General features: G+C 63.6%; 23 protein-coding genes and 1 tRNA gene. 13 read left to right on the top strand and 11 right to left on the bottom strand.

The genetic code is table 11. The annotated features are described in order from the left end of the window. The first annotated feature begins 42 nt into the window (after positions 1–42). Positions 43–1,035: an adenosine deaminase gene (gene add / locus FJ978_RS29745; RefSeq protein ID WP_140576269.1), complete on the top strand. Its 993-nt coding sequence runs from the start codon at positions 43–45 to the stop codon at positions 1,033–1,035. Positions 1,036–1,068: 33 nt separating this feature from the next. Here the strand turns inward: add and FJ978_RS29740 are convergent, their stop codons facing one another. Further along, positions 1,069–1,548: an Lrp/AsnC family transcriptional regulator gene (locus FJ978_RS29740; RefSeq protein WP_140576267.1), complete on the bottom strand. Its 480-nt coding sequence runs from the start codon at positions 1,546–1,548 to the stop codon at positions 1,069–1,071. A 108-nt stretch (positions 1,549–1,656) separates the two neighbouring features. On the opposite strand from FJ978_RS29740, the gene FJ978_RS29735 reads away from it, so the two are divergent. Next, on the top strand, positions 1,657–2,190 hold the full coding sequence (locus FJ978_RS29735) for an alpha/beta hydrolase (RefSeq protein ID WP_140576265.1): 534 nt from the start codon (positions 1,657–1,659) through the stop codon (positions 2,188–2,190). A gap of 12 nt (positions 2,191–2,202) precedes the next feature. Here FJ978_RS29735 and FJ978_RS29730 read toward each other — a convergent pair whose 3' ends face one another. After that, positions 2,203–2,769, bottom strand: a complete 567-nt coding sequence (locus tag FJ978_RS29730) for a DUF922 domain-containing protein (RefSeq protein WP_049802371.1) — start codon at positions 2,767–2,769, stop codon at positions 2,203–2,205. A gap of 146 nt (positions 2,770–2,915) precedes the next feature. Here FJ978_RS29730 and FJ978_RS29725 point away from each other — a divergent pair, with 146 nt between their 5' ends. The 6 genes from FJ978_RS29725 (at position 2,916) to FJ978_RS29700 (ending at position 7,824) form a co-directional block, all read left to right on the top strand. Further along, the gene (locus FJ978_RS29725; RefSeq protein WP_246678228.1) at positions 2,916–3,410 is read left to right on the top strand and encodes a hypothetical protein; all 495 of its coding nucleotides are present in this window, start codon (positions 2,916–2,918) and stop codon (positions 3,408–3,410) included. Between the two features lie 131 nt (positions 3,411–3,541). Beyond that, positions 3,542–4,741 (top strand): PLP-dependent aminotransferase family protein, encoded by a 1,200-nt coding sequence (locus tag FJ978_RS29720; RefSeq protein WP_181176888.1) that lies wholly within the window; start codon positions 3,542–3,544, stop codon positions 4,739–4,741. Positions 4,742–4,812: 71 nt separating this feature from the next. Continuing rightward, positions 4,813–5,241 carry a VOC family protein gene (locus FJ978_RS29715; RefSeq protein ID WP_140576262.1) on the top strand — a complete coding sequence of 143 codons (429 nt, stop codon included), beginning with the start codon at positions 4,813–4,815 and terminating at the stop codon, positions 5,239–5,241. Between the two features lie 250 nt (positions 5,242–5,491). Then, positions 5,492–6,007, top strand: coding sequence for a hypothetical protein (locus FJ978_RS29710; RefSeq protein WP_140576298.1), 516 nt, complete (start codon positions 5,492–5,494; stop codon positions 6,005–6,007). Between the two features lie 102 nt (positions 6,008–6,109). Then, positions 6,110–6,727 (top strand): C39 family peptidase, encoded by a 618-nt coding sequence (locus FJ978_RS29705; RefSeq protein WP_140576260.1) that lies wholly within the window; start codon positions 6,110–6,112, stop codon positions 6,725–6,727. Between the two features lie 17 nt (positions 6,728–6,744). After that, positions 6,745–7,824: a D-alanine--D-alanine ligase family protein gene (locus tag FJ978_RS29700; RefSeq protein WP_140576258.1), complete on the top strand. Its 1,080-nt coding sequence runs from the start codon at positions 6,745–6,747 to the stop codon at positions 7,822–7,824. A 114-nt stretch (positions 7,825–7,938) separates the two neighbouring features. Here the strand turns inward: FJ978_RS29700 and FJ978_RS29695 are convergent, their stop codons facing one another. Further along, positions 7,939–8,244 carry a hypothetical protein gene (locus tag FJ978_RS29695; protein WP_023779766.1) on the bottom strand — a complete coding sequence of 102 codons (306 nt, stop codon included), beginning with the start codon at positions 8,242–8,244 and terminating at the stop codon, positions 7,939–7,941. 279 nt (positions 8,245–8,523) lie between these two features. Between FJ978_RS29695 and FJ978_RS29690 the strand changes: the two genes are divergently transcribed. Beyond that, complete coding sequence (locus tag FJ978_RS29690) at positions 8,524–8,766, top strand: hypothetical protein (RefSeq protein WP_013894480.1); 243 nt, start codon at positions 8,524–8,526, stop codon at positions 8,764–8,766. 86 nt (positions 8,767–8,852) lie between these two features. After that, entirely contained in the window at positions 8,853–9,926 is a 1,074-nt protein-coding gene (locus FJ978_RS29685) for a PAS domain S-box protein (RefSeq protein ID WP_140576257.1), read from the top strand. 19 nt (positions 9,927–9,945) lie between these two features. Here FJ978_RS29685 and FJ978_RS29680 read toward each other — a convergent pair whose 3' ends face one another. From FJ978_RS29680 to FJ978_RS29660, 5 genes are all read right to left on the bottom strand, one after another. After that, positions 9,946–10,191 carry a DUF982 domain-containing protein gene (locus FJ978_RS29680; RefSeq protein ID WP_140576255.1) on the bottom strand — a complete coding sequence of 82 codons (246 nt, stop codon included), beginning with the start codon at positions 10,189–10,191 and terminating at the stop codon, positions 9,946–9,948. A gap of 117 nt (positions 10,192–10,308) precedes the next feature. Continuing rightward, positions 10,309–10,515, bottom strand: a complete 207-nt coding sequence (locus tag FJ978_RS29675) for a hypothetical protein (RefSeq protein WP_013894483.1) — start codon at positions 10,513–10,515, stop codon at positions 10,309–10,311. A 102-nt stretch (positions 10,516–10,617) separates the two neighbouring features. Further along, a tRNA-Gln gene (locus FJ978_RS29670) sits at positions 10,618–10,691 on the bottom strand. Positions 10,692–10,727: 36 nt separating this feature from the next. Further along, on the bottom strand, positions 10,728–11,018 hold the full coding sequence (locus FJ978_RS29665; protein WP_140576252.1) for a hypothetical protein: 291 nt from the start codon (positions 11,016–11,018) through the stop codon (positions 10,728–10,730). A 497-nt stretch (positions 11,019–11,515) separates the two neighbouring features. Then, positions 11,516–12,403, bottom strand: a complete 888-nt coding sequence (locus tag FJ978_RS29660) for an alpha/beta hydrolase (protein ID WP_140576250.1) — start codon at positions 12,401–12,403, stop codon at positions 11,516–11,518. Between the two features lie 150 nt (positions 12,404–12,553). Here FJ978_RS29660 and FJ978_RS29655 point away from each other — a divergent pair, with 150 nt between their 5' ends. Together FJ978_RS29655 and FJ978_RS33450 are read left to right on the top strand one after the other, a co-directional pair. Further along, positions 12,554–12,847: a hypothetical protein gene (locus tag FJ978_RS29655; RefSeq protein ID WP_013894486.1), complete on the top strand. Its 294-nt coding sequence runs from the start codon at positions 12,554–12,556 to the stop codon at positions 12,845–12,847. A gap of 88 nt (positions 12,848–12,935) precedes the next feature. Then, positions 12,936–13,070, top strand: a complete 135-nt coding sequence (locus tag FJ978_RS33450) for a hypothetical protein (RefSeq protein WP_281405996.1) — start codon at positions 12,936–12,938, stop codon at positions 13,068–13,070. A 120-nt stretch (positions 13,071–13,190) separates the two neighbouring features. On the opposite strand, the gene FJ978_RS29650 is transcribed toward FJ978_RS33450, so the two are convergent. The 3 genes from FJ978_RS29650 to FJ978_RS29640 all read right to left on the bottom strand — a co-directional run bounded on the left by FJ978_RS29650 (position 13,191) and on the right by FJ978_RS29640 (position 14,226). Further along, positions 13,191–13,427: a DUF982 domain-containing protein gene (locus FJ978_RS29650; RefSeq protein ID WP_013894488.1), complete on the bottom strand. Its 237-nt coding sequence runs from the start codon at positions 13,425–13,427 to the stop codon at positions 13,191–13,193. Between the two features lie 92 nt (positions 13,428–13,519). After that, positions 13,520–13,963, bottom strand: coding sequence for a GFA family protein (locus tag FJ978_RS29645; protein WP_140576248.1), 444 nt, complete (start codon positions 13,961–13,963; stop codon positions 13,520–13,522). 83 nt (positions 13,964–14,046) lie between these two features. Next, positions 14,047–14,226, bottom strand: a complete 180-nt coding sequence (locus FJ978_RS29640; protein WP_013894490.1) for a DUF3606 domain-containing protein — start codon at positions 14,224–14,226, stop codon at positions 14,047–14,049. 746 nt (positions 14,227–14,972) lie between these two features. Between FJ978_RS29640 and FJ978_RS29635 the strand changes: the two genes are divergently transcribed. Further along, positions 14,973–15,401, top strand: coding sequence for a DoxX family protein (locus FJ978_RS29635; RefSeq protein WP_013894491.1), 429 nt, complete (start codon positions 14,973–14,975; stop codon positions 15,399–15,401). Positions 15,402–15,416 lie beyond the last annotated feature (15 nt).

Raw genomic sequence — 15,416 nt, 5'->3', positions numbered from 1 at the left:
CATTTCATGGTCTGATGGCGCCGGAGAACATGGGAGGCGTCATTGACCGACTTCATCGGGTTGCCGAAAGCCGAAGTGCACATCCACGTCGAAGGCTGCTTCGAGGCCGACGATGTGATCAGCAATTGCGAGGAAGCCGGCATTCCGCTGCGCGCCGCGCGCGACAGGCTCTTCGAAGCGCATGATTTGAAGAGCTTCCTCGAGATGCTCGACTGGCTGTGCGGGACATTCCGGACACGCGAGCAACTCGCAACCACTGCCTACAAATTCGCGCAGCGCATGAGCCGAAGCGGCGTGCGTTATGCCGACGTCATCTTCAACCCGACGCACTGGCCACATTGGCACAGCAACATCGCCGGGATGATCGACGCGTTCGACGCGGGTTTCGCGGCCGCCGAGCAGGACGGACACCCGCCGGTCGGGCTTTGCGTCAGTCTGCTCCGCACCCAGTCGGCGGCGGAAGCGATCGAATTGGTGGAACTGCTGAGCACGATCAGGCACAAGCGCGTTGTTGCCCTATCGATCGACGGCAACGAAGCGGCCGCCGGCCGCACCGGACCACGTTTCGCCGAGGCGTTCCGCCGCGCCGGCGCCGCGGGTTTGCGGCGCACCGTTCATGCGGGCGAGTCGAGCGGCCCGGAAGGAGTGCGTGACGCGATCGAACTGCTTGGCGCCGACCGCATCGACCACGGCGTGCGGGCGATCGAAGACCCTGAACTCGTCGAGTTGCTGGTGCGGCGGCAGATCCCGCTGGGCACATGTCCGATCTCCAACGTGGCACTCGGTGTGTATCCCTCGCTTGCCGGGCATCCGCTCGATGCCCTGCGCAAGGCTGGTGTCCCGGTCTCGATCAACACCGACGACCCGTCGCTGCTCGACACCACGCTCGAAGCATCCTATGCCGCCTGCGCCGAAGCCTTCGCATGGGACGACGAGACCATCCGGCATCTTGCCGCGACATCGGTGCATGCGAGCTACGCCGACCCTGCGCTGAAGGCGCGGATCCTGGCCGATCTGCAAGCCTGGCGGGCTTAAAGCCCGCGCATTGCGCGGCGAAAAAGCCTTGGTCTATCCGGCCGACCTCCGGATCAGCTCGCGGCCGATCGGCTTCGGCGTCTCGCTGCGCAGCACCAATACCGTGGTGACCGCACCGTGGCGCGCCACGGCGTCGACGATGGTTTCAAGGTGGACGGGCGAGGGCACGACCACTTTCAGGATGAAGCAATCCTCGCCGGTCAGCCGGTGCACCTCGGTGATCTCGGGCATTTCGGCGAACTGCTTCAGGCAGGGCCGGATGTGCTCATGCGTGGTGCGCACGCGAATGATCGCCATCATGCCAAGACCGAGGGCGGCCGGATTTATCACCGCGGTGTAGCCGGCGATGACGCCGCGCTCTTCCAGCCGCTTGACCCGCTCGGAGGTGGCCGGCTGCGACAGGCCGACCCGGCGGCCGAGCTCCGAAATGGCGATGCGGCCATTCTCCTGCACGGCCTCGACAATGGCGATGTCGGTCGGGTCGAGCGGCGCGCGCTCATCACTGATCTTCATGGTCACCTTGAATCCATCGGCGAGAGAACGGTTTACCCGATGGTTTCCCATTCCCGACGCCACCGCAAGACGTCATCATGCCCGAACAATCGATTGGAGCAAGGCGACATGACGCATTTCATCATCCTGCCGGGAAGTGGCGGTTCCGGCCCGGAGCACTGGCAATCGCGCTGGGAAAGCGCCAATCACGCGATGCAGCGCTTCCAGCCGTCAAGCTGGGACCTGCCTGATTTCACCGACTGGCTGGCGGCGCTGGAGGCTGCGGTGGTCGCGGCGCCCGGGCCGCCGGTGCTGGTCGCGCACAGCCTGTCCTGCCTGCTGGTCGCGCATTGGCAGAAAATTTCGCTAAGGCCGGTCAAGGCGGCGTTGCTGGTCGGCGTTCCCGACCCGGCGTCGGCGGTCTTTCCCGGATATGGCATGGCTTTCGCCAACTTTCCCGAGGGCCGGCTGCGTTTCCCCTCGCTGGTGGTGGCCAGCACCGACGATCCCTATGGCTCGCAGGAATATGCCCAGGCGCGGGCGAAGCAATGGGGCAGCCGCATCACCGTCATCGGGCCGTTCGGCCACATCAATGCCGACAGCGGCCTGGGCGACTGGCCCGAGGGCCTCGAACTGCTCGACAGCCTCATGTCCGAGGCTTGAAGGTGAGAGCGCTCAGCCGCCAGTGACCAGGGCGAGGATCAGCTTCTGCAGATTGCCGCCCTGGCCGAGTTCGATGCGGTCGAAGTCGCGGCTTGCCTGGCGCTGCGCCAGCGAGAGCGCCGACAGACGCTTGGTCATTTCGGTGCGGATCTTGCTGCATTTGGGATCATCGGCGACCGTCAGGCCGACGGTCGCCGTCTCGATCTTGCGCACCATGTCAACGATGGTCGCGCCATGGACCTTTTCGTGGGCGCTGACGCCGGCGAGGAAAACCTCCCAGTTCTTCTGGACGGCTGACGGCAGCGGCGAGGAGGGACTGGGCAAGGTGTAGGTGATGATGAGCTTCGGCTTGGCCGAGGCCAGCACGCAGGCACCGGCCCGGGCCTGATAATCCCGGGTCCAGGTCAGCTTGAAATTGGTGTGGGCGATGGCGCGGGCAACGCCGACATTCGGCCCGTTCTCGCCGATCGAGCGATAGAGTTCCGGTCCGGACTGGCCCGAGATGGCATAGGTCTCGACCTTCTCGACCGGCTTCCACTGCGCATGGGCGGTGAGCGGCATGGCCACCAGGGCGGCCATGAAAAGGCACAGACGAACACAGGCTCTCAACACCGCTCTCCGCAAAACCAGGCCGGCGCTGAACAGCCAATGCCACCGGATGGCTTTTCCTATATGCTGCCGGCGGGTGCTGCAAATGCTCCAGAGGAGCCAATTGGGGGAAAGTCATGAGAGCTGGATATCTCGTCGTCGCTGGTGCCTTGGCCGCGCTGCAGGCCGCGCAGCCGGCTTTTGCCGCGTCGTGCGGGAACTGGAGTGCGAAGATGGAGGAAGACGAGGGCGGCAGCGTGCTGACCGCCTCGGTCTGCGGCGGGCCGAAGGGCGACGCGCAGCTGATGCTGATCTGTTTTGAAAAGCCGATGCTGAGCTTGGACCTCGGCGCCTCCGGCCAGCAGCTTGAACCGGGCATCAGCGGCTCGTTCGATTTCAAGGCCGACGGCAAGACAGTGACCAGGACGCTGCAACTGGAGGAGATGTACAATTATTTCGTGGTCGACCTGACCAAGGCCGATCCGCTGCTGGACCTGCTGCGCTCCAAGGGCGAGGTATCGGTCGGTTCAACCAAATATGGCGCGACTAGTTTTCCGCTGAAGGGCTCCAGCGGAGCCATCGGCAAAGTGCTGGCGCAGTGCGGCAAGGCCAAGTCCGCGGATGGGGATTGAACCGCGTCGCTTCGCTCCCTGGCGCATAGCGGAAGGCATTCAGGCACTATTCAAATTGCCTGACAAAGCGGATATAGGTCAGTCAAGTTGACCTATATTCGAAACGTCCGGGGAGGCGTGACTTGACCCTTATGAACCTCTTGGCTTCGCGCTCGTCGCGCATGAAGGCCTCCGAAATCCGCGAGCTATTGAAGCTGCTCGACCAGCCGGACATCATCTCGTTCGCCGGCGGCATTCCCGATCCGGCGCTGTTCCCGGCCGATGCCATCCGCGACGCCTATGCCGACGTGCTCGGCGGTGCGGAGGCGGGGGCAGCGCTGCAGTACCAAGTCTCGGAGGGTTACCTGCCGCTGCGGCGCTGGATCGCCGGGCAGATGGGCAAGCTCGGCGTCTCCTGCGACGAGGGCAACGTCTTCATCACCTCCGGCTCGCAGCAGGCGCTGGATTATCTGGGCAAGCTGTTCCTGTCGCCCGGCGATACCGCGCTGGTGACATGGCCGACCTATCTCGGCGCGCTGCAGGCCTTCAACGCCTACGAGCCGCGCTACGACCGGCTGCGGCCGGAAGGCGGCAACATGACGCCGGCGACCTATCACACCGCCGCCGCAGCGAATGGCGGCCGGGTGAAATTCGCCTATCTGGTGCCGGACTTCGCCAACCCGACCGGCAACACGCTGGACCAAAAGCAGCGCGAAGCGGTGCTCGATCTTGCCGGCGAGCTCGACATCGCCGTCATCGAGGACGCCGCCTACCGGGCGCTGCGCTATGACGGCGAGGGCGTGCCGCCGATCCTGGCTTTGGACTGCGCGCGCTCCGGCGGCATCGACAAGGCTCGCACGCTCTATTGCGGCTCGTTCTCGAAAATCCTGTCGCCGGGCATGCGCGTCGGTTGGGTGTGCGCGCCGCGCCACGTGGTGGAGAAACTGGTGCTGATGAAGCAGGCTTCCGACCTGCACAGCCCGTCGATCAACCAGCTCGTCATGCACCGCGTCGCCGAAGCCGTCTTCGACGCCCAGGTGGAAAAGCTGATCGGCGCCTATCGCGAGCGCCGCGACGGCTTGCTCGCGGCACTCGAGGCCAACATGCCAAAGGGCGTGACCTGGAGCCGCCCGGAAGGCGGCATGTTCGTCTGGGCGACGCTGCCGGAAGGCTCCGACGCCACCGAATTGTTAGCGCGGTCGGTGAAGGAGGCGCGCGTCGCCTTCGTGCCCGGCAACGCGTTCCATGCCGACGGCACCGGGCGCAACACGCTGCGGCTATCCTTCACGCTGGCCGACCGCCGTGCGGTGAGCGAAGGCATTCCCCGGCTGGCGGCCCTGCTCAAGGGGTAAGGCCTGGTCTGCGCGCATTGACGGCGCTCCCGCCGGGCCTAAATTCGAGGTCTTGCGAGGAGGAGTTTTGCATGGAGACCCAGGAACTGCATCGCGGCCGGCTCATCGACCATATCCAGCTGGTGGTCAGGGATCTCCCAGCCAGCCGGCGCTTCTACGAGGCGCTCTTCGGCGTGCTCGGCGTGCCGATCGGCGGCAGTGCCGAGGATTATTTCTGGGCCGATGAACTGTTCGTCTCGAGTGCCGACAGCCGCGCGGCACTGGGAAAGCTCACCGGCCGTCATCATCTGGCCTTCCAGGCCAGGGATCACGCCATGGTCGATGCCTTCCACAAGGCCGGGCTGGCGGCGGGCGGCAAGGACAATGGCGCGCCGGGCGAGCGGCCCTATCATCCCGGCTACTACGCCGCCTTCCTGCTCGACCCTGACGGCAACAACATCGAGGCCGTACATCACGGACCGCATACGCGCAGCGCGGCCTCGGTGAGGATCACCTTCTAGGACATTCTAGAGAAGACCGTCCGGCTAGAGACGACCGTCCGGCCAGAGTTTCCTGCTCCGGTGGCGTTTTCCCGCGCCCTGACCCGGGGTCGTGCGCATTGACGGCATCCCCCGCGTTGCCAGATTGCCAGCCTCGATGTTAACCGTGCCGAAGGCGGGCGGGAATCAGCATCGATGCAACGCGCGCCGCGGATTCTTCAATAAAACGCCCAAACTGACATCCTTTACCCCGCCATCGAGGAATAATTTTATGCAAAACGCGACCAAGGCGATCTGTTCCGCAGCACTTCTACTTGCGATTGCGACCGTGGGTCTGGCTGCTACGTTATCCGTTGCTCATACTTCGTCGGCGCAAGCCCAGGAGGAATATCTTCCGACCCAGAAGGACTTTGTCGGCAAATGGAAACTCAACGGCGCGACCACCCGGCCGCCGCGCGACATGACGGATGCGCCCACGCCGGAGCAGGAGGCGGCGGCCAATGAGTTCCAGCAGACGGTGACCAATTTTTACACCGCGTTCGACTATCTGGAGATCACGGCGGACGGCCGCTACAATTTTCATCAGCCCGGCGACCCGACATCGGGGCCTTGCGTCTGGTGCGGAACCTGGTCCTTCAGCAAGAGTTCGCTGTGGCTCAAGCTCGACACGGCGCCCAGGCTCGATATCTACGCCAAGGACGGCGACATACAGATGACCTACACTGCCGAGCCCGACGAAAAATCGAAATACGCCTGGCTGGTTTTCGGCTGGACGAAGGTTGAATAGGCGGCGCCGGAGCTACCGGAGTTTCAAAACAGGCGTCAAGCAGCTTTTCATCCATCTCGTATCCTCGTATACGAGATGGAGCCAGCTACTCCGGGGGTCCGCATGCGTCCACTGCCTGAAACCGTGCCGTTTTTCAGCCAGTGGGAAACGCCCGACATGACGCTGGCCGTGCTCGCCGATGGCGCCGAGGCAGCGCTCAGGCGCGATCCGCTGTGGCAGGGCTCGGGCGCGGCAACACTCGACGAATACGCGGTCTGGGCCGCCAACATCTGCGGCATGGCATGTCTCAAGATGATCCTGGCGACCCGCGGCCGGATCGTGCCGACGATCGAGCTGGCAAGACGCTGCACCGGATATGGCGGCTATGTCGTCAACGAAGGATCGATCAAGGGACTGATCTACGCGCCCTTCGTCACCTTCGTGAAGGAGGCTTTCGGCCTGGAGGCGCAGGTGATGACCAATGTCGCGACAGTGGATGTTCCGGCGATCCTGGCGCGGTCACGGTTTTTCATTGCTTCGGTCAGCAGTTCGATCCGCTGGCCCGAGCGCGAGCCGCCGTCGAAGGGCGGGCATCTTGTGCTGGTCACGTCCGCGTCGGATCAGCTTTTCCGCTTTCACAATCCATCCGGCCATACCAGCGCCACACAGTCAAACGCAGTGTTGGCGCCGTCCGATTTCGACCGCTTCTTTGCCAATCGCGGCATTGCCGTCAGCTTTTGATTTCCAGGGGATTTTCAATGAAGGACAAGATCAGGGTTGCCATCCTCTATGGCGGGCGCTCGGCCGAACATGACGTGTCGCGGCTGTCGGCCGCCAATGTGCTGAAGGCGATCGACCGGGCGCGCTACGAGGTGGTCCCGATCGCCATTTCCAGGGATGGCAGATGGCTGCTGCAGCCATCGTCCGAAGCCGGCGTCGACGGGGCAGGGGCTCCGGTGTCCGAGGATGGCGTGGAGGTTGCCTTGCTGCCCGGCGGCAAGGGCCGGCTGGTGGCCGTGCCCCATGCTGGCGTGCAGCCTGACTTGCCGCCAGTCGATGTCGTCTTTCCGGTGCTGCATGGGCCATTCGGCGAGGACGGCTCGGTGCAGGGCTATGCGGAAGTCGCCGATGTCGCCTATGTCGGCTGCGGCATCCTCGCTTCGGCGGCTGCCATGGACAAGGATGTCGCCAAGCGGCTGTTGCGCGAGGCCGGGCTTGCCGTTGCCCGTTCCGTCACCGTGCTTGGAGGCGATGTCGGTTCCTTCCAGGAGATCGCCGGGGCGCTCGGGCTGCCTTTCTTCGCCAAGCCGGCGCGCCAGGGCTCGTCCTTCGGGGTGAGCAAGGTGAAGGACAGGGATGGCTTCGAGCAGGCCGTCGAGACAGCTTTGTGCTATGACAGCAAGGTGCTGATCGAGGAGTTCGTCGAAGGCCGCGAGATCGAGTGCTCGGTGCTGCAGCGGGCCGACGGCTCGCTGACGGTGTCGCTGCCCGGGGAAATCATCCCGGCCGGCAAGCATGGCTTCTACACCTACGAGGCCAAATATTTCGACGCCGACGGCGCGGTGGTGAAAGTACCAGCCGATGTCCCGGCAGGTGTCGCCGGCAAGGCGAAGGAAATGGCCGCTCAGGCTTTCCTTGCGCTCGGCTGCGAGGCGATGGCGCGCGTCGATTTCTTCCTGCGCGCCGACGGTTCGCTGCTGGTCAACGAGGTCAACACGCTGCCCGGCTTCACCGACATCTCGATGTACGCCAAGGCGCTCGCCGCGATCGGTATAGGCTATAGTCAGGTCATCGACGTGCTGATCGAGCACGCGCTGGCCAGGCATGGGGTGCGGTGACCCCGGCTCGGTCCGCGCGCAGCCGGTGATACCGTTCGGGAGCAAAAAGCTCCGTTCCAGTGTTTGACTGGGGCGCTTGCGCTGGATCGCACCGGGCGCTGCAGCGAGGCGACGTTATTGCATCGAGGCCAGTTGCGAAAATGCGGGTGTGCTGATCGCAGGCTCTTCGCCATCAGCAACGCCGCTTTCCGATAAAGCCGGCCAATTGCTCAATGTGTCGAATTCGAGCGCCGCGCCGAGCAGCAGCGCTGCCTGCAGCACCAGATATTCGACGTCCTCGAGGGCGACATTCTCGGTCAGGTTCCTGACCCTGATCCTTTCCGCCACCAGAGTGACGTTGACGATGCCTGCCGTTTTAACTGCGGTGCGGACCAGCGAACTGACGTCATCGCGCAACCGGGTGGAATAGTCATACCGCATCGAAACCTCCCAAGGGGTGTGGTTTCCGTCAAGACACCACTATGCGCCGGATGCCGGCGCGGGGCAAGCAGAAATGTTCAAAAACCATATTAAAATCAGGCAGTTAGCATAGCTATACAAGCGCTCTACTTATGTATCATTGTCATCATGCGTGAGGCACGACATTTAGGGACTCCACTCTTTGGCGGCACTTGACGTGCTATGAAGCTATTCCTAACTATGAGACAAATGAGGTAGATGCTAACTCAGCGCATTTTGGTCCTGCGCAAGGAGGCGGACATGGCTGAACTGGAACGTCCGGAACGACTGCAGATCATGCTCACCCATGATGAACTCGCGGCGCTGGAAAACTGGCGTTTCGACAAGCGCATGCCCAGCCGCTCGGCCGCGGTGCGGGAACTGTTGCGCCGCGGTCTTGCCTCGGATGGCTTCCTGACGGCGGAACTTGGGGCCAAATCGCAGGAGTTCGGGGTGATCAAACCTAACGGAGACGCCAAGGAATCACCTGAACAAGCCGAGTGAAAGTCGGTGCCGTAATCCTCGCACCGGCGATTGCCTTGGTCCGCTTGCGCCTTATCTGATGGGGGGAAACTGCATTGCGAGCGGTGATGATCGACGTCCTGGGCGGTGACAAACATGGGGCAACCGCCGATGCGCGCCTCGCGGCAATCGTCGATTCCTCATTCGACGCCATTATCAGCAAGGATCTGAGCAGCGTCATCCAAAGCTGGAACCAGGCGGCGGAACGCATGTTCGGTTACAGCGCCGAGGAGGCTATCGGCCAATCCATCCTCATGCTCATTCCCGATCACCTCAAGAGCGAGGAGACCGAGATCATCGCCAAGGTGCGCAGCGGCGAGCGGGTGGCAAGCTACGAGACGACGCGAAGGCGCAAGGACGGCACGCTGATTGCCGTGTCGCTGACCGTGTCGCCGATCAGGAACAGCCATGGCGAGATCATCGGCGCCTCGAAGATCGCCCGCGACATTTCCGCCGCCAAGGAGAGCGAGCGTCGGATCAGGCTGCTGATGCGGGAGGTCAACCATCGCGTCAAGAACCAGTTCGCGGTCATCCTGTCGATGGTCCGGGAGACCAGCAAGCGCTCGAGCGATCCGCACGAGTTCGAAGAGATGATCCGCGCCCGCATCATGGCGCTGTCACGTTCGCACGATCTGCTCGTCATCTCGGAATGGGCGGGAGCGAGCCTGTTCGATCTGATCCAGGAGCATCTCAAGCCCTTCGGCCGCGAGGAGCAGATCCTGCTCTCCGGACCGGTTCTGACGCTGCAGTCGAACGCGGTGCAGAATCTCGGCATGGCGTTCCACGAGCTTGGCACGAACTCGTCCAAATATGGCGCCCTGGCCAGCGAGGCCGGGCGGATCGAGATCACCTGGACGATAGATTCCGGCGCGTCAGGCCGCGATGCCTTGGGCGAGCGAGAATTCCAGCTGCTCTGGAACGAGACATCGCCGCCCTATGCCGGCGACAGGCGCGAGGAGACGACGCGCAAGGGGTTCGGGACGGTCGTCCTGCAGCGCGTTGCACCGCAGTCGCTGGGCGGTTCCGCTACCCTGGAGCGGTCGCCCGGGCATCTCAGCTGGAAGTTGTCCGCGCCGCTGGCATCGATCATCGTGCCGCAGGCCGGTACCGAGGCCAACAACGATACGGGCTTCGGAACTTAGGCACTGCTTGCCAGCCTGCTTATTCGACCAGGATGTGCGCCTCGCGCGCGGCCTCGACAAACGCCTCCCTGGCGACATCGGAAGACATGTCGCCGCTGGCAGCCCGGCGGCAGGCGCGCAGCGCCGACTGATGTTTCAGGCTGCCGGCGTCGCGCCAATGTGTCGTCAGCAATTCGATGGCCTGCTGGGTGTTGGACAGGTTGCGGGTGGCGCCTGTGACGCCGACCGAAACCACCACGGGCTTGGAAAACCACGCAGTCTGCATTGAAACCTCGACAATTCTCCAGCCGCTAAACGCCCGGCAGCGGCGTGAGGTTTCATCGCGACCGATCACTGTCGCGTGAGGCCGCGGGCGCGGGCGCGGCGAGGCGATCATGCAGGGCTAGAGGATATTGGTCGTCACCTCGACGATGATCGCGGCGCCCTCCAATGTGCCATCCGGGACATGCACGACGCGCGAGACCCGCAGATCCTGTGCGCTTCCGTCAACCGACAGGGAAACGCTCTCCCCGATCCGCGGCACGGCTTGGAAAACGACGTCCGTGGCGTCCGGCCGGTTGTCGATGGATATGCGGCAGTTGACGGTCATGGGATGTCTCCTCGTGTCTGGCCATGGCGTCAACGCAGGGTCGATCGAATGGTTTCAGGAGGGACGGTTTGAAAACATGACGCTGCCTGGCTGAAGGGGGGCTGGTTCCCGCTCATGGGCTCGAACCACGATTCACGCCTTCAAAGGGCGCTGTCCTACCATTAGACGAAGCGGGAGAAGTCGGACCGTTATGACGCCGGTACGGTGGGCCGTCAATTCGGGATATCGTCTGGCGGATCTTCGCAGCGATAGACCGGGCAGTGACCGTCGCGGGACGGGATATAGGCCGACATCGGCACTTCCGGCCAGTCGCACTCGTTGCCGAACTGCCTGACATAGCGGTCATAGGTGTTCGGGCCGGTGGTCAGAACCACGGCGCGATGGCTCTGGATCATGGCGCGGATCTCGTCGCAGTTCAGGCGGCGGCTGTCGGGGCGGGCATCGGCGAGAGCGGTCGTCGCGAGCAGCGTCGCCACAGCCATCAACACGATACGAATAGACATGAGGGCTTCTCTTTGTTTGACGCGATTTGCGGAGTCCGACGGGTAGAAAACGACTCCCCGCTGGAGTTCATCCGGCAGGCATGCATGTTCCCACAAAACCACTATCCTGTCCGGCGGTTCCGCGACAGTTTCTTCTTTGAGGCGGGGCGCAGGCTTGCGCAACCAAATGATGCGTCGCGCATTGCTGGGAATGCAAAACAGGAAGCCTTACGAGACGCCGCAATGGTGGCCCGGAAACGAGCGCCGCGAAGCCATGTGCTGTTCCTTCTGCGGCGGCCGCGACCACCGCTATGACGATTGCCCGCAAAGGACCGATCAGGCTGCTGAGCGGCCCACCGACGATGAGGGAAAACCCCGCTGAGGGTCAAACATGCTTTCAAGCAAGACAAGGGGGCAAGCATGACAAGGGGGGCAAGCATGACAAGGCGGGCAAGCAGGCGACTCGGACGGACAGCGCCCCCGCCAGGCGGTGCGGATGCTAGGAAGCCTGGATCCTGTCAGCCGAAGAAGGCTGCCAATGCCTGCGCGGTTTGCGCCGGTGCCTCTTCGGGAAAGAAATGGCCGCCGGGCATTGCCTGGCCACGCACGTCGTCGGCCCAGCCCCGCCAAAGGGCCAGCGGGCCGCCCTCATCGGAATACCACTCGGCGAGTGCCCCTTGTTCGCTCCACAACGCCAGCACAGGACAACGGATCGTTCGGCCCGCAGCCTTGTCGGCGTGATCGTGCTTGCGGTCGAGCGTGGCTGCTGCCCGGTATTCCTCGCAGATCGCGTGGAGGTGGGCGGGGTCGCGCAAGGCATCGACATAGGCCTGGCGAACATCGGCCGGAAATACCGCAGGCGAGGAGCCCCAGCCGCCCAGTGCGTTGTCGACGATCGCTTCGGCGGCTGCCGCCAGGATCTTTTCCGGCAAAGGCTCGGGCTGCGCCAGCAGAGACCAGGGCCAATAGCCGAGCGCCAGCGGGGCGTCGGCCCGGTCCCAGGCGTCGGCCGTGGGGACGATGTCAAGCACGGTCAGCTTGTCGACGCTGTCGGGATGATCGAGCGCCATGCGGTAGGCGACGCGCCCGCCGCGATCATGGCCGGCGACCATGAAGCTGGCAAATCCGAGCTTCCCCATCATTGCCACCATGTCGGCGGCCATGGCGCGCTTGGCATAGGGGGCGTGGTCCGCGTCCGAGACGGGGCAGGAACTGGCGCCGTAGCCACGCAGATCAGCGCAGACGACGGTGAAGCGGTCGGTCAGCCCTGGCGCCACGTCGCGCCACATCAATTGTGTTTGCGGAAAGCCGTGCAGGAGCAAGACCGCCGCGCCACTGCCGGCATGCCGGACAAACAGGCTGGTTTCGCCGACCTCGACCTTCGTGCTTTGAAAACCATCGAACATGGCGGTTCCTCCGCCACGCGCAACGGCGGAAGCCTGATTTGGTTGCGGGGCCATGCCGGCTCTTTTGGCTGCCAACCTTTTTCGCTGAAAGGCGTTGTCCTTGCGAAGGGAAGGCCGCGGCAACGCGGCCCGTAAGAGAAGGAGACCGAGATGAAATCTCTCGTCATCGCATCATGCGCCCTGATGCTGGCCGTGCCGGCGGCAGCACAGACAAATCAGCAGCAGGACCCGGCCCAGCAGACAGACAAATGCCGGGCCCAGACGGATCCGGGCGCCAAGAAGCAGGCCGGCAACGGCAATTTGACGGAGAAGCTCGACGACTGCGGCGGGGTGCTGAAGCCACCGGCCACCGGCGACCAGGGAATGGCCGCACCGGCTCCGGACGAGGGCAAGACGCCGGTGATCAAGCCGGGCGAGGTGCCGGCCCAGCCACCGGCAAAATGATGCGGCGAAAGCCGGTATTCTGGTGCGCGGCGGAACTCGACTGTTGGCGAAACGTTTCTTTCGCAACTTCTAATCTTAGGAGATGCTCGTGAAAGATGTCGCCAGCACTGCCATGATTATTGCCTCGATCGCCATTGTCATCGCCCTGATGCTGATGGCGCCGAAGAGCTTTGGGTTCGAGGCTTCCCACCCGATTGTGAATGGCGAGCCGCAGGCCCGGTAATCACGACTTTGCCGCACAAACAGTGCGATACATGTCGCCCAGAAGTGGCTTTGGCTTTGATAGAACGCATAAAACAAAAGATCTAAGGCGCGCACCTGCATCGGTTCGCGATGTTGGGGGCTATTGGAGGATATGCGCTTCGCGTGCGGCGTCGATCATCGCCCGCATTGCCTTTGCCGGCGGCGCCCAGCCATCCAGGGCATCTCGACAGCTGCGCAATGCCGCCCGGTATCGCCGGCCGTGGCCGAACGGCCAGTCGCCGAGGCATTCGAGGCCCTCCCAGGCGCTGCGCACCACGCGCACCCGCTCGGGGGCAAATTTGAGGTGGACGGGTCGGGGAAAGATCTTGTCGTTCAACGGTCGTCTCCGTGACTGGTGCATGCCGCCACGAAAGGGGCGCCGGATAACGTCGCCGACAAGGGAGGGTTCCAACCCCGATAGATTAATTTTCAATCGCGCGCGACGGCGTCCGACAGAGGCCTCGGCGGCGGCAGATCGGCGTCCTGCGCTTGCGGCCTGTCATGGTCGAACTGCTCGGTGCCGGGCAAGGCATGCAGCCAGGTTTCGCGCCGGCTGATCCACAATTCATATTCGGGCGCGAGGTCGGTCGGCGCGACATCCAGGCTGCCGAGCATCACCTCGGCCTCGTCGTCGTTGACCCACGCGACCCGGCTGCCACAGGTCGGGCAGAAACTGCGGGTGCCGTAAGTGGCGACGACGCCCGATGTCTCGAAGGCGTCGCGCGGCCAGATGGCAAAGGCCGAATAGACCGAGCCGCCCGCCTTGCGGCAATCCTTGCAGTGGCAAAGGCCAATCCGTGACGGCTGGCCGCTGACGACGAAATGCACGCCGCCGCACAGGCAGCTGCCGGTCCTGCGTATGGTGTGGGACATGGTTGCAGCCTCCGTTCTCGCCAGTCCGGCTTCGCGCGCCTGCCTGGCCTCGTCAGTCTGGCAGTTCACCGTACCGCCGAGGCCTATCCGCGCGCGGCCATGTGGTTGTCGAGTTTCTTCCTCGATGGGCCATAGCGTTTGATGATGGTCTGGGCCTCGCTCTGCGGGATCCCGTATTTGCGCGCGAAGGCGGCAACCTCATAGGTGTCTTCGCTGGAAACCAGCTTGCGGTCCTGCTTGGTCTTGGATTTATCGTCGGGCATGCCGGGCCTCACTTTCTGTCAGCCGCATGGTCGCGCGGACATCGAACCACCATGGTTCGGCAAGCGATGCCGCGGTCAGACATAACAGCGATCGGCGCTGCTGGTTCCATGACATGCGACGGACGCGTGCACAAGGCCCGCCCGGCGCGGAGCGCAGGCCGCCGGTTCAGGCCGAGGGATGGACCGGTCCGGCGTCGTGGCTGCCGGCGTCGCCACATTCGGCGCAACGCGTGCTGGCGCCAGGACAGCCACGCTGGTGCGTGCCGGCCGGGCAGCAAAGGCCGTTTGAACTCGTCCAGCGGGGGCATTGGAAAACCTGCCCGGTGCCGCCGCAGCCTATACACTCCAGAACCGGTGACCGGACCAGATAAGATTTTGCCCCTAACTTGATACCCACGCCCACTTTGAACCCACCCGAAATCGCTGCACTGGACACCAGTGCATTAGCCCCAGCTTAATATTAGCACGATCATGGTTACGAACAAGTTTCACGATTCCGCTGCGAGGCGTCGCAAAATTTATTTATTAAAATCAATGGCTTATGGAATATCAGGAGGAGGCCTTGGGCGAGCTGCTCCAGGCCAGTTTCAGCGGCTTGGAGCGAGCGTGTTGGCAGCGATGGACCGAAATGGGTTTATGCGGGTTTGCGACATCCGATGGCAGGCTTTGGAAAAAACTTCACCCGATATGTCGGATCCGCGCCAGGCGGCACGTCCTTTGGGGCGAATGAAACTGGAGACCAACCCATGCCCTCGCAAATCACCCAATCGCCCTGGCAGACAGCGGCCCTTCTCGTCGCTCGCCTGATCTTCGCCGCCGTCTTCCTGATGGCGGTGACCTTCAAATTCATGGGCATGGAGGCCACGGCCGGCTACATCGCCGCCGCCGGCTTTCCGTTCCCGCTCTTCCTCGCCTGGTGCGCGGCGATACTGGAGGTCGCGCTGGTGCTGTGTTTCCTGAGTGGCGCCTTCTTCACGCAGGCGGCCCTTGTCGCCGCCGCCTATGTGCTGTTCCTGGCCTTCGCCTTCCACGGGCCGAGCCACTGGGCCGGCAACCAGGCCGAGTTCGGTTTCTTCGTCGACCATTTTTCCTTCGTGGCCGGGCTGCTGTTCGCCGCGGTGCATGGACCGGGAACGGCGCTGGCACTGAACCTGGGATGGCCGGGCAGGGCGTGAGCCAACCGGACTTCG

The sequence above is a fragment of the Mesorhizobium sp. B1-1-7 genome, from assembly GCF_006442705.1.
GTDB classification, from domain to species: domain Bacteria; phylum Pseudomonadota; class Alphaproteobacteria; order Rhizobiales; family Rhizobiaceae; genus Mesorhizobium; species Mesorhizobium opportunistum.
Note: the sequence above shows the minus strand (reverse complement) of the source record. Positions and strands in the feature narration are given on the sequence as shown.

What these genes read in the sequence shown, in the direction of transcription:
- FJ978_RS29730 (WP_049802371.1), bottom strand. Translation starts at nt 2,769, where the DNA reads ATGGCCGCCCTGGTGGCCATGCCGCTCACCGCCCATGCGCAGTGGAAG.
- FJ978_RS29675 (WP_013894483.1), bottom strand. Translation starts at nt 10,515, where the DNA reads ATGACCGTCAACTGCCGCATATCCATCGACAACCGGCCGGACGCCACG.
- FJ978_RS29700 (WP_140576258.1), top strand. Translation starts at nt 6,745, where the DNA reads ATGAAGGACAAGATCAGGGTTGCCATCCTCTATGGCGGGCGCTCGGCC.
- FJ978_RS29640 (WP_013894490.1), bottom strand. Translation starts at nt 14,226, where the DNA reads ATGCCCGACGATAAATCCAAGACCAAGCAGGACCGCAAGCTGGTTTCC.
- FJ978_RS29680 (WP_140576255.1), bottom strand. Translation starts at nt 10,191, where the DNA reads ATGCAGACTGCGTGGTTTTCCAAGCCCGTGGTGGTTTCGGTCGGCGTC.
- FJ978_RS29705 (WP_140576260.1), top strand. Translation starts at nt 6,110, where the DNA reads ATGCGTCCACTGCCTGAAACCGTGCCGTTTTTCAGCCAGTGGGAAACG.
- FJ978_RS29710 (WP_140576298.1), top strand. Translation starts at nt 5,492, where the DNA reads ATGCAAAACGCGACCAAGGCGATCTGTTCCGCAGCACTTCTACTTGCG.
- FJ978_RS29740 (WP_140576267.1), bottom strand. Translation starts at nt 1,548, where the DNA reads ATGAAGATCAGTGATGAGCGCGCGCCGCTCGACCCGACCGACATCGCC.
- FJ978_RS29660 (WP_140576250.1), bottom strand. Translation starts at nt 12,403, where the DNA reads ATGTTCGATGGTTTTCAAAGCACGAAGGTCGAGGTCGGCGAAACCAGC.
- FJ978_RS29725 (WP_246678228.1), top strand. Translation starts at nt 2,916, where the DNA reads ATGAGAGCTGGATATCTCGTCGTCGCTGGTGCCTTGGCCGCGCTGCAG.
- FJ978_RS29735 (WP_140576265.1), top strand. Translation starts at nt 1,657, where the DNA reads ATGACGCATTTCATCATCCTGCCGGGAAGTGGCGGTTCCGGCCCGGAG.
- FJ978_RS29715 (WP_140576262.1), top strand. Translation starts at nt 4,813, where the DNA reads ATGGAGACCCAGGAACTGCATCGCGGCCGGCTCATCGACCATATCCAG.
- FJ978_RS29720 (WP_181176888.1), top strand. Translation starts at nt 3,542, where the DNA reads ATGAACCTCTTGGCTTCGCGCTCGTCGCGCATGAAGGCCTCCGAAATC.
- FJ978_RS29695 (WP_023779766.1), bottom strand. Translation starts at nt 8,244, where the DNA reads ATGCGGTATGACTATTCCACCCGGTTGCGCGATGACGTCAGTTCGCTG.
- FJ978_RS29690 (WP_013894480.1), top strand. Translation starts at nt 8,524, where the DNA reads ATGGCTGAACTGGAACGTCCGGAACGACTGCAGATCATGCTCACCCAT.
- FJ978_RS29645 (WP_140576248.1), bottom strand. Translation starts at nt 13,963, where the DNA reads ATGTCCCACACCATACGCAGGACCGGCAGCTGCCTGTGCGGCGGCGTG.
- FJ978_RS29685 (WP_140576257.1), top strand. Translation starts at nt 8,853, where the DNA reads ATGATCGACGTCCTGGGCGGTGACAAACATGGGGCAACCGCCGATGCG.
- FJ978_RS29665 (WP_140576252.1), bottom strand. Translation starts at nt 11,018, where the DNA reads ATGTCTATTCGTATCGTGTTGATGGCTGTGGCGACGCTGCTCGCGACG.
- FJ978_RS29655 (WP_013894486.1), top strand. Translation starts at nt 12,554, where the DNA reads ATGAAATCTCTCGTCATCGCATCATGCGCCCTGATGCTGGCCGTGCCG.
- FJ978_RS29635 (WP_013894491.1), top strand. Translation starts at nt 14,973, where the DNA reads ATGCCCTCGCAAATCACCCAATCGCCCTGGCAGACAGCGGCCCTTCTC.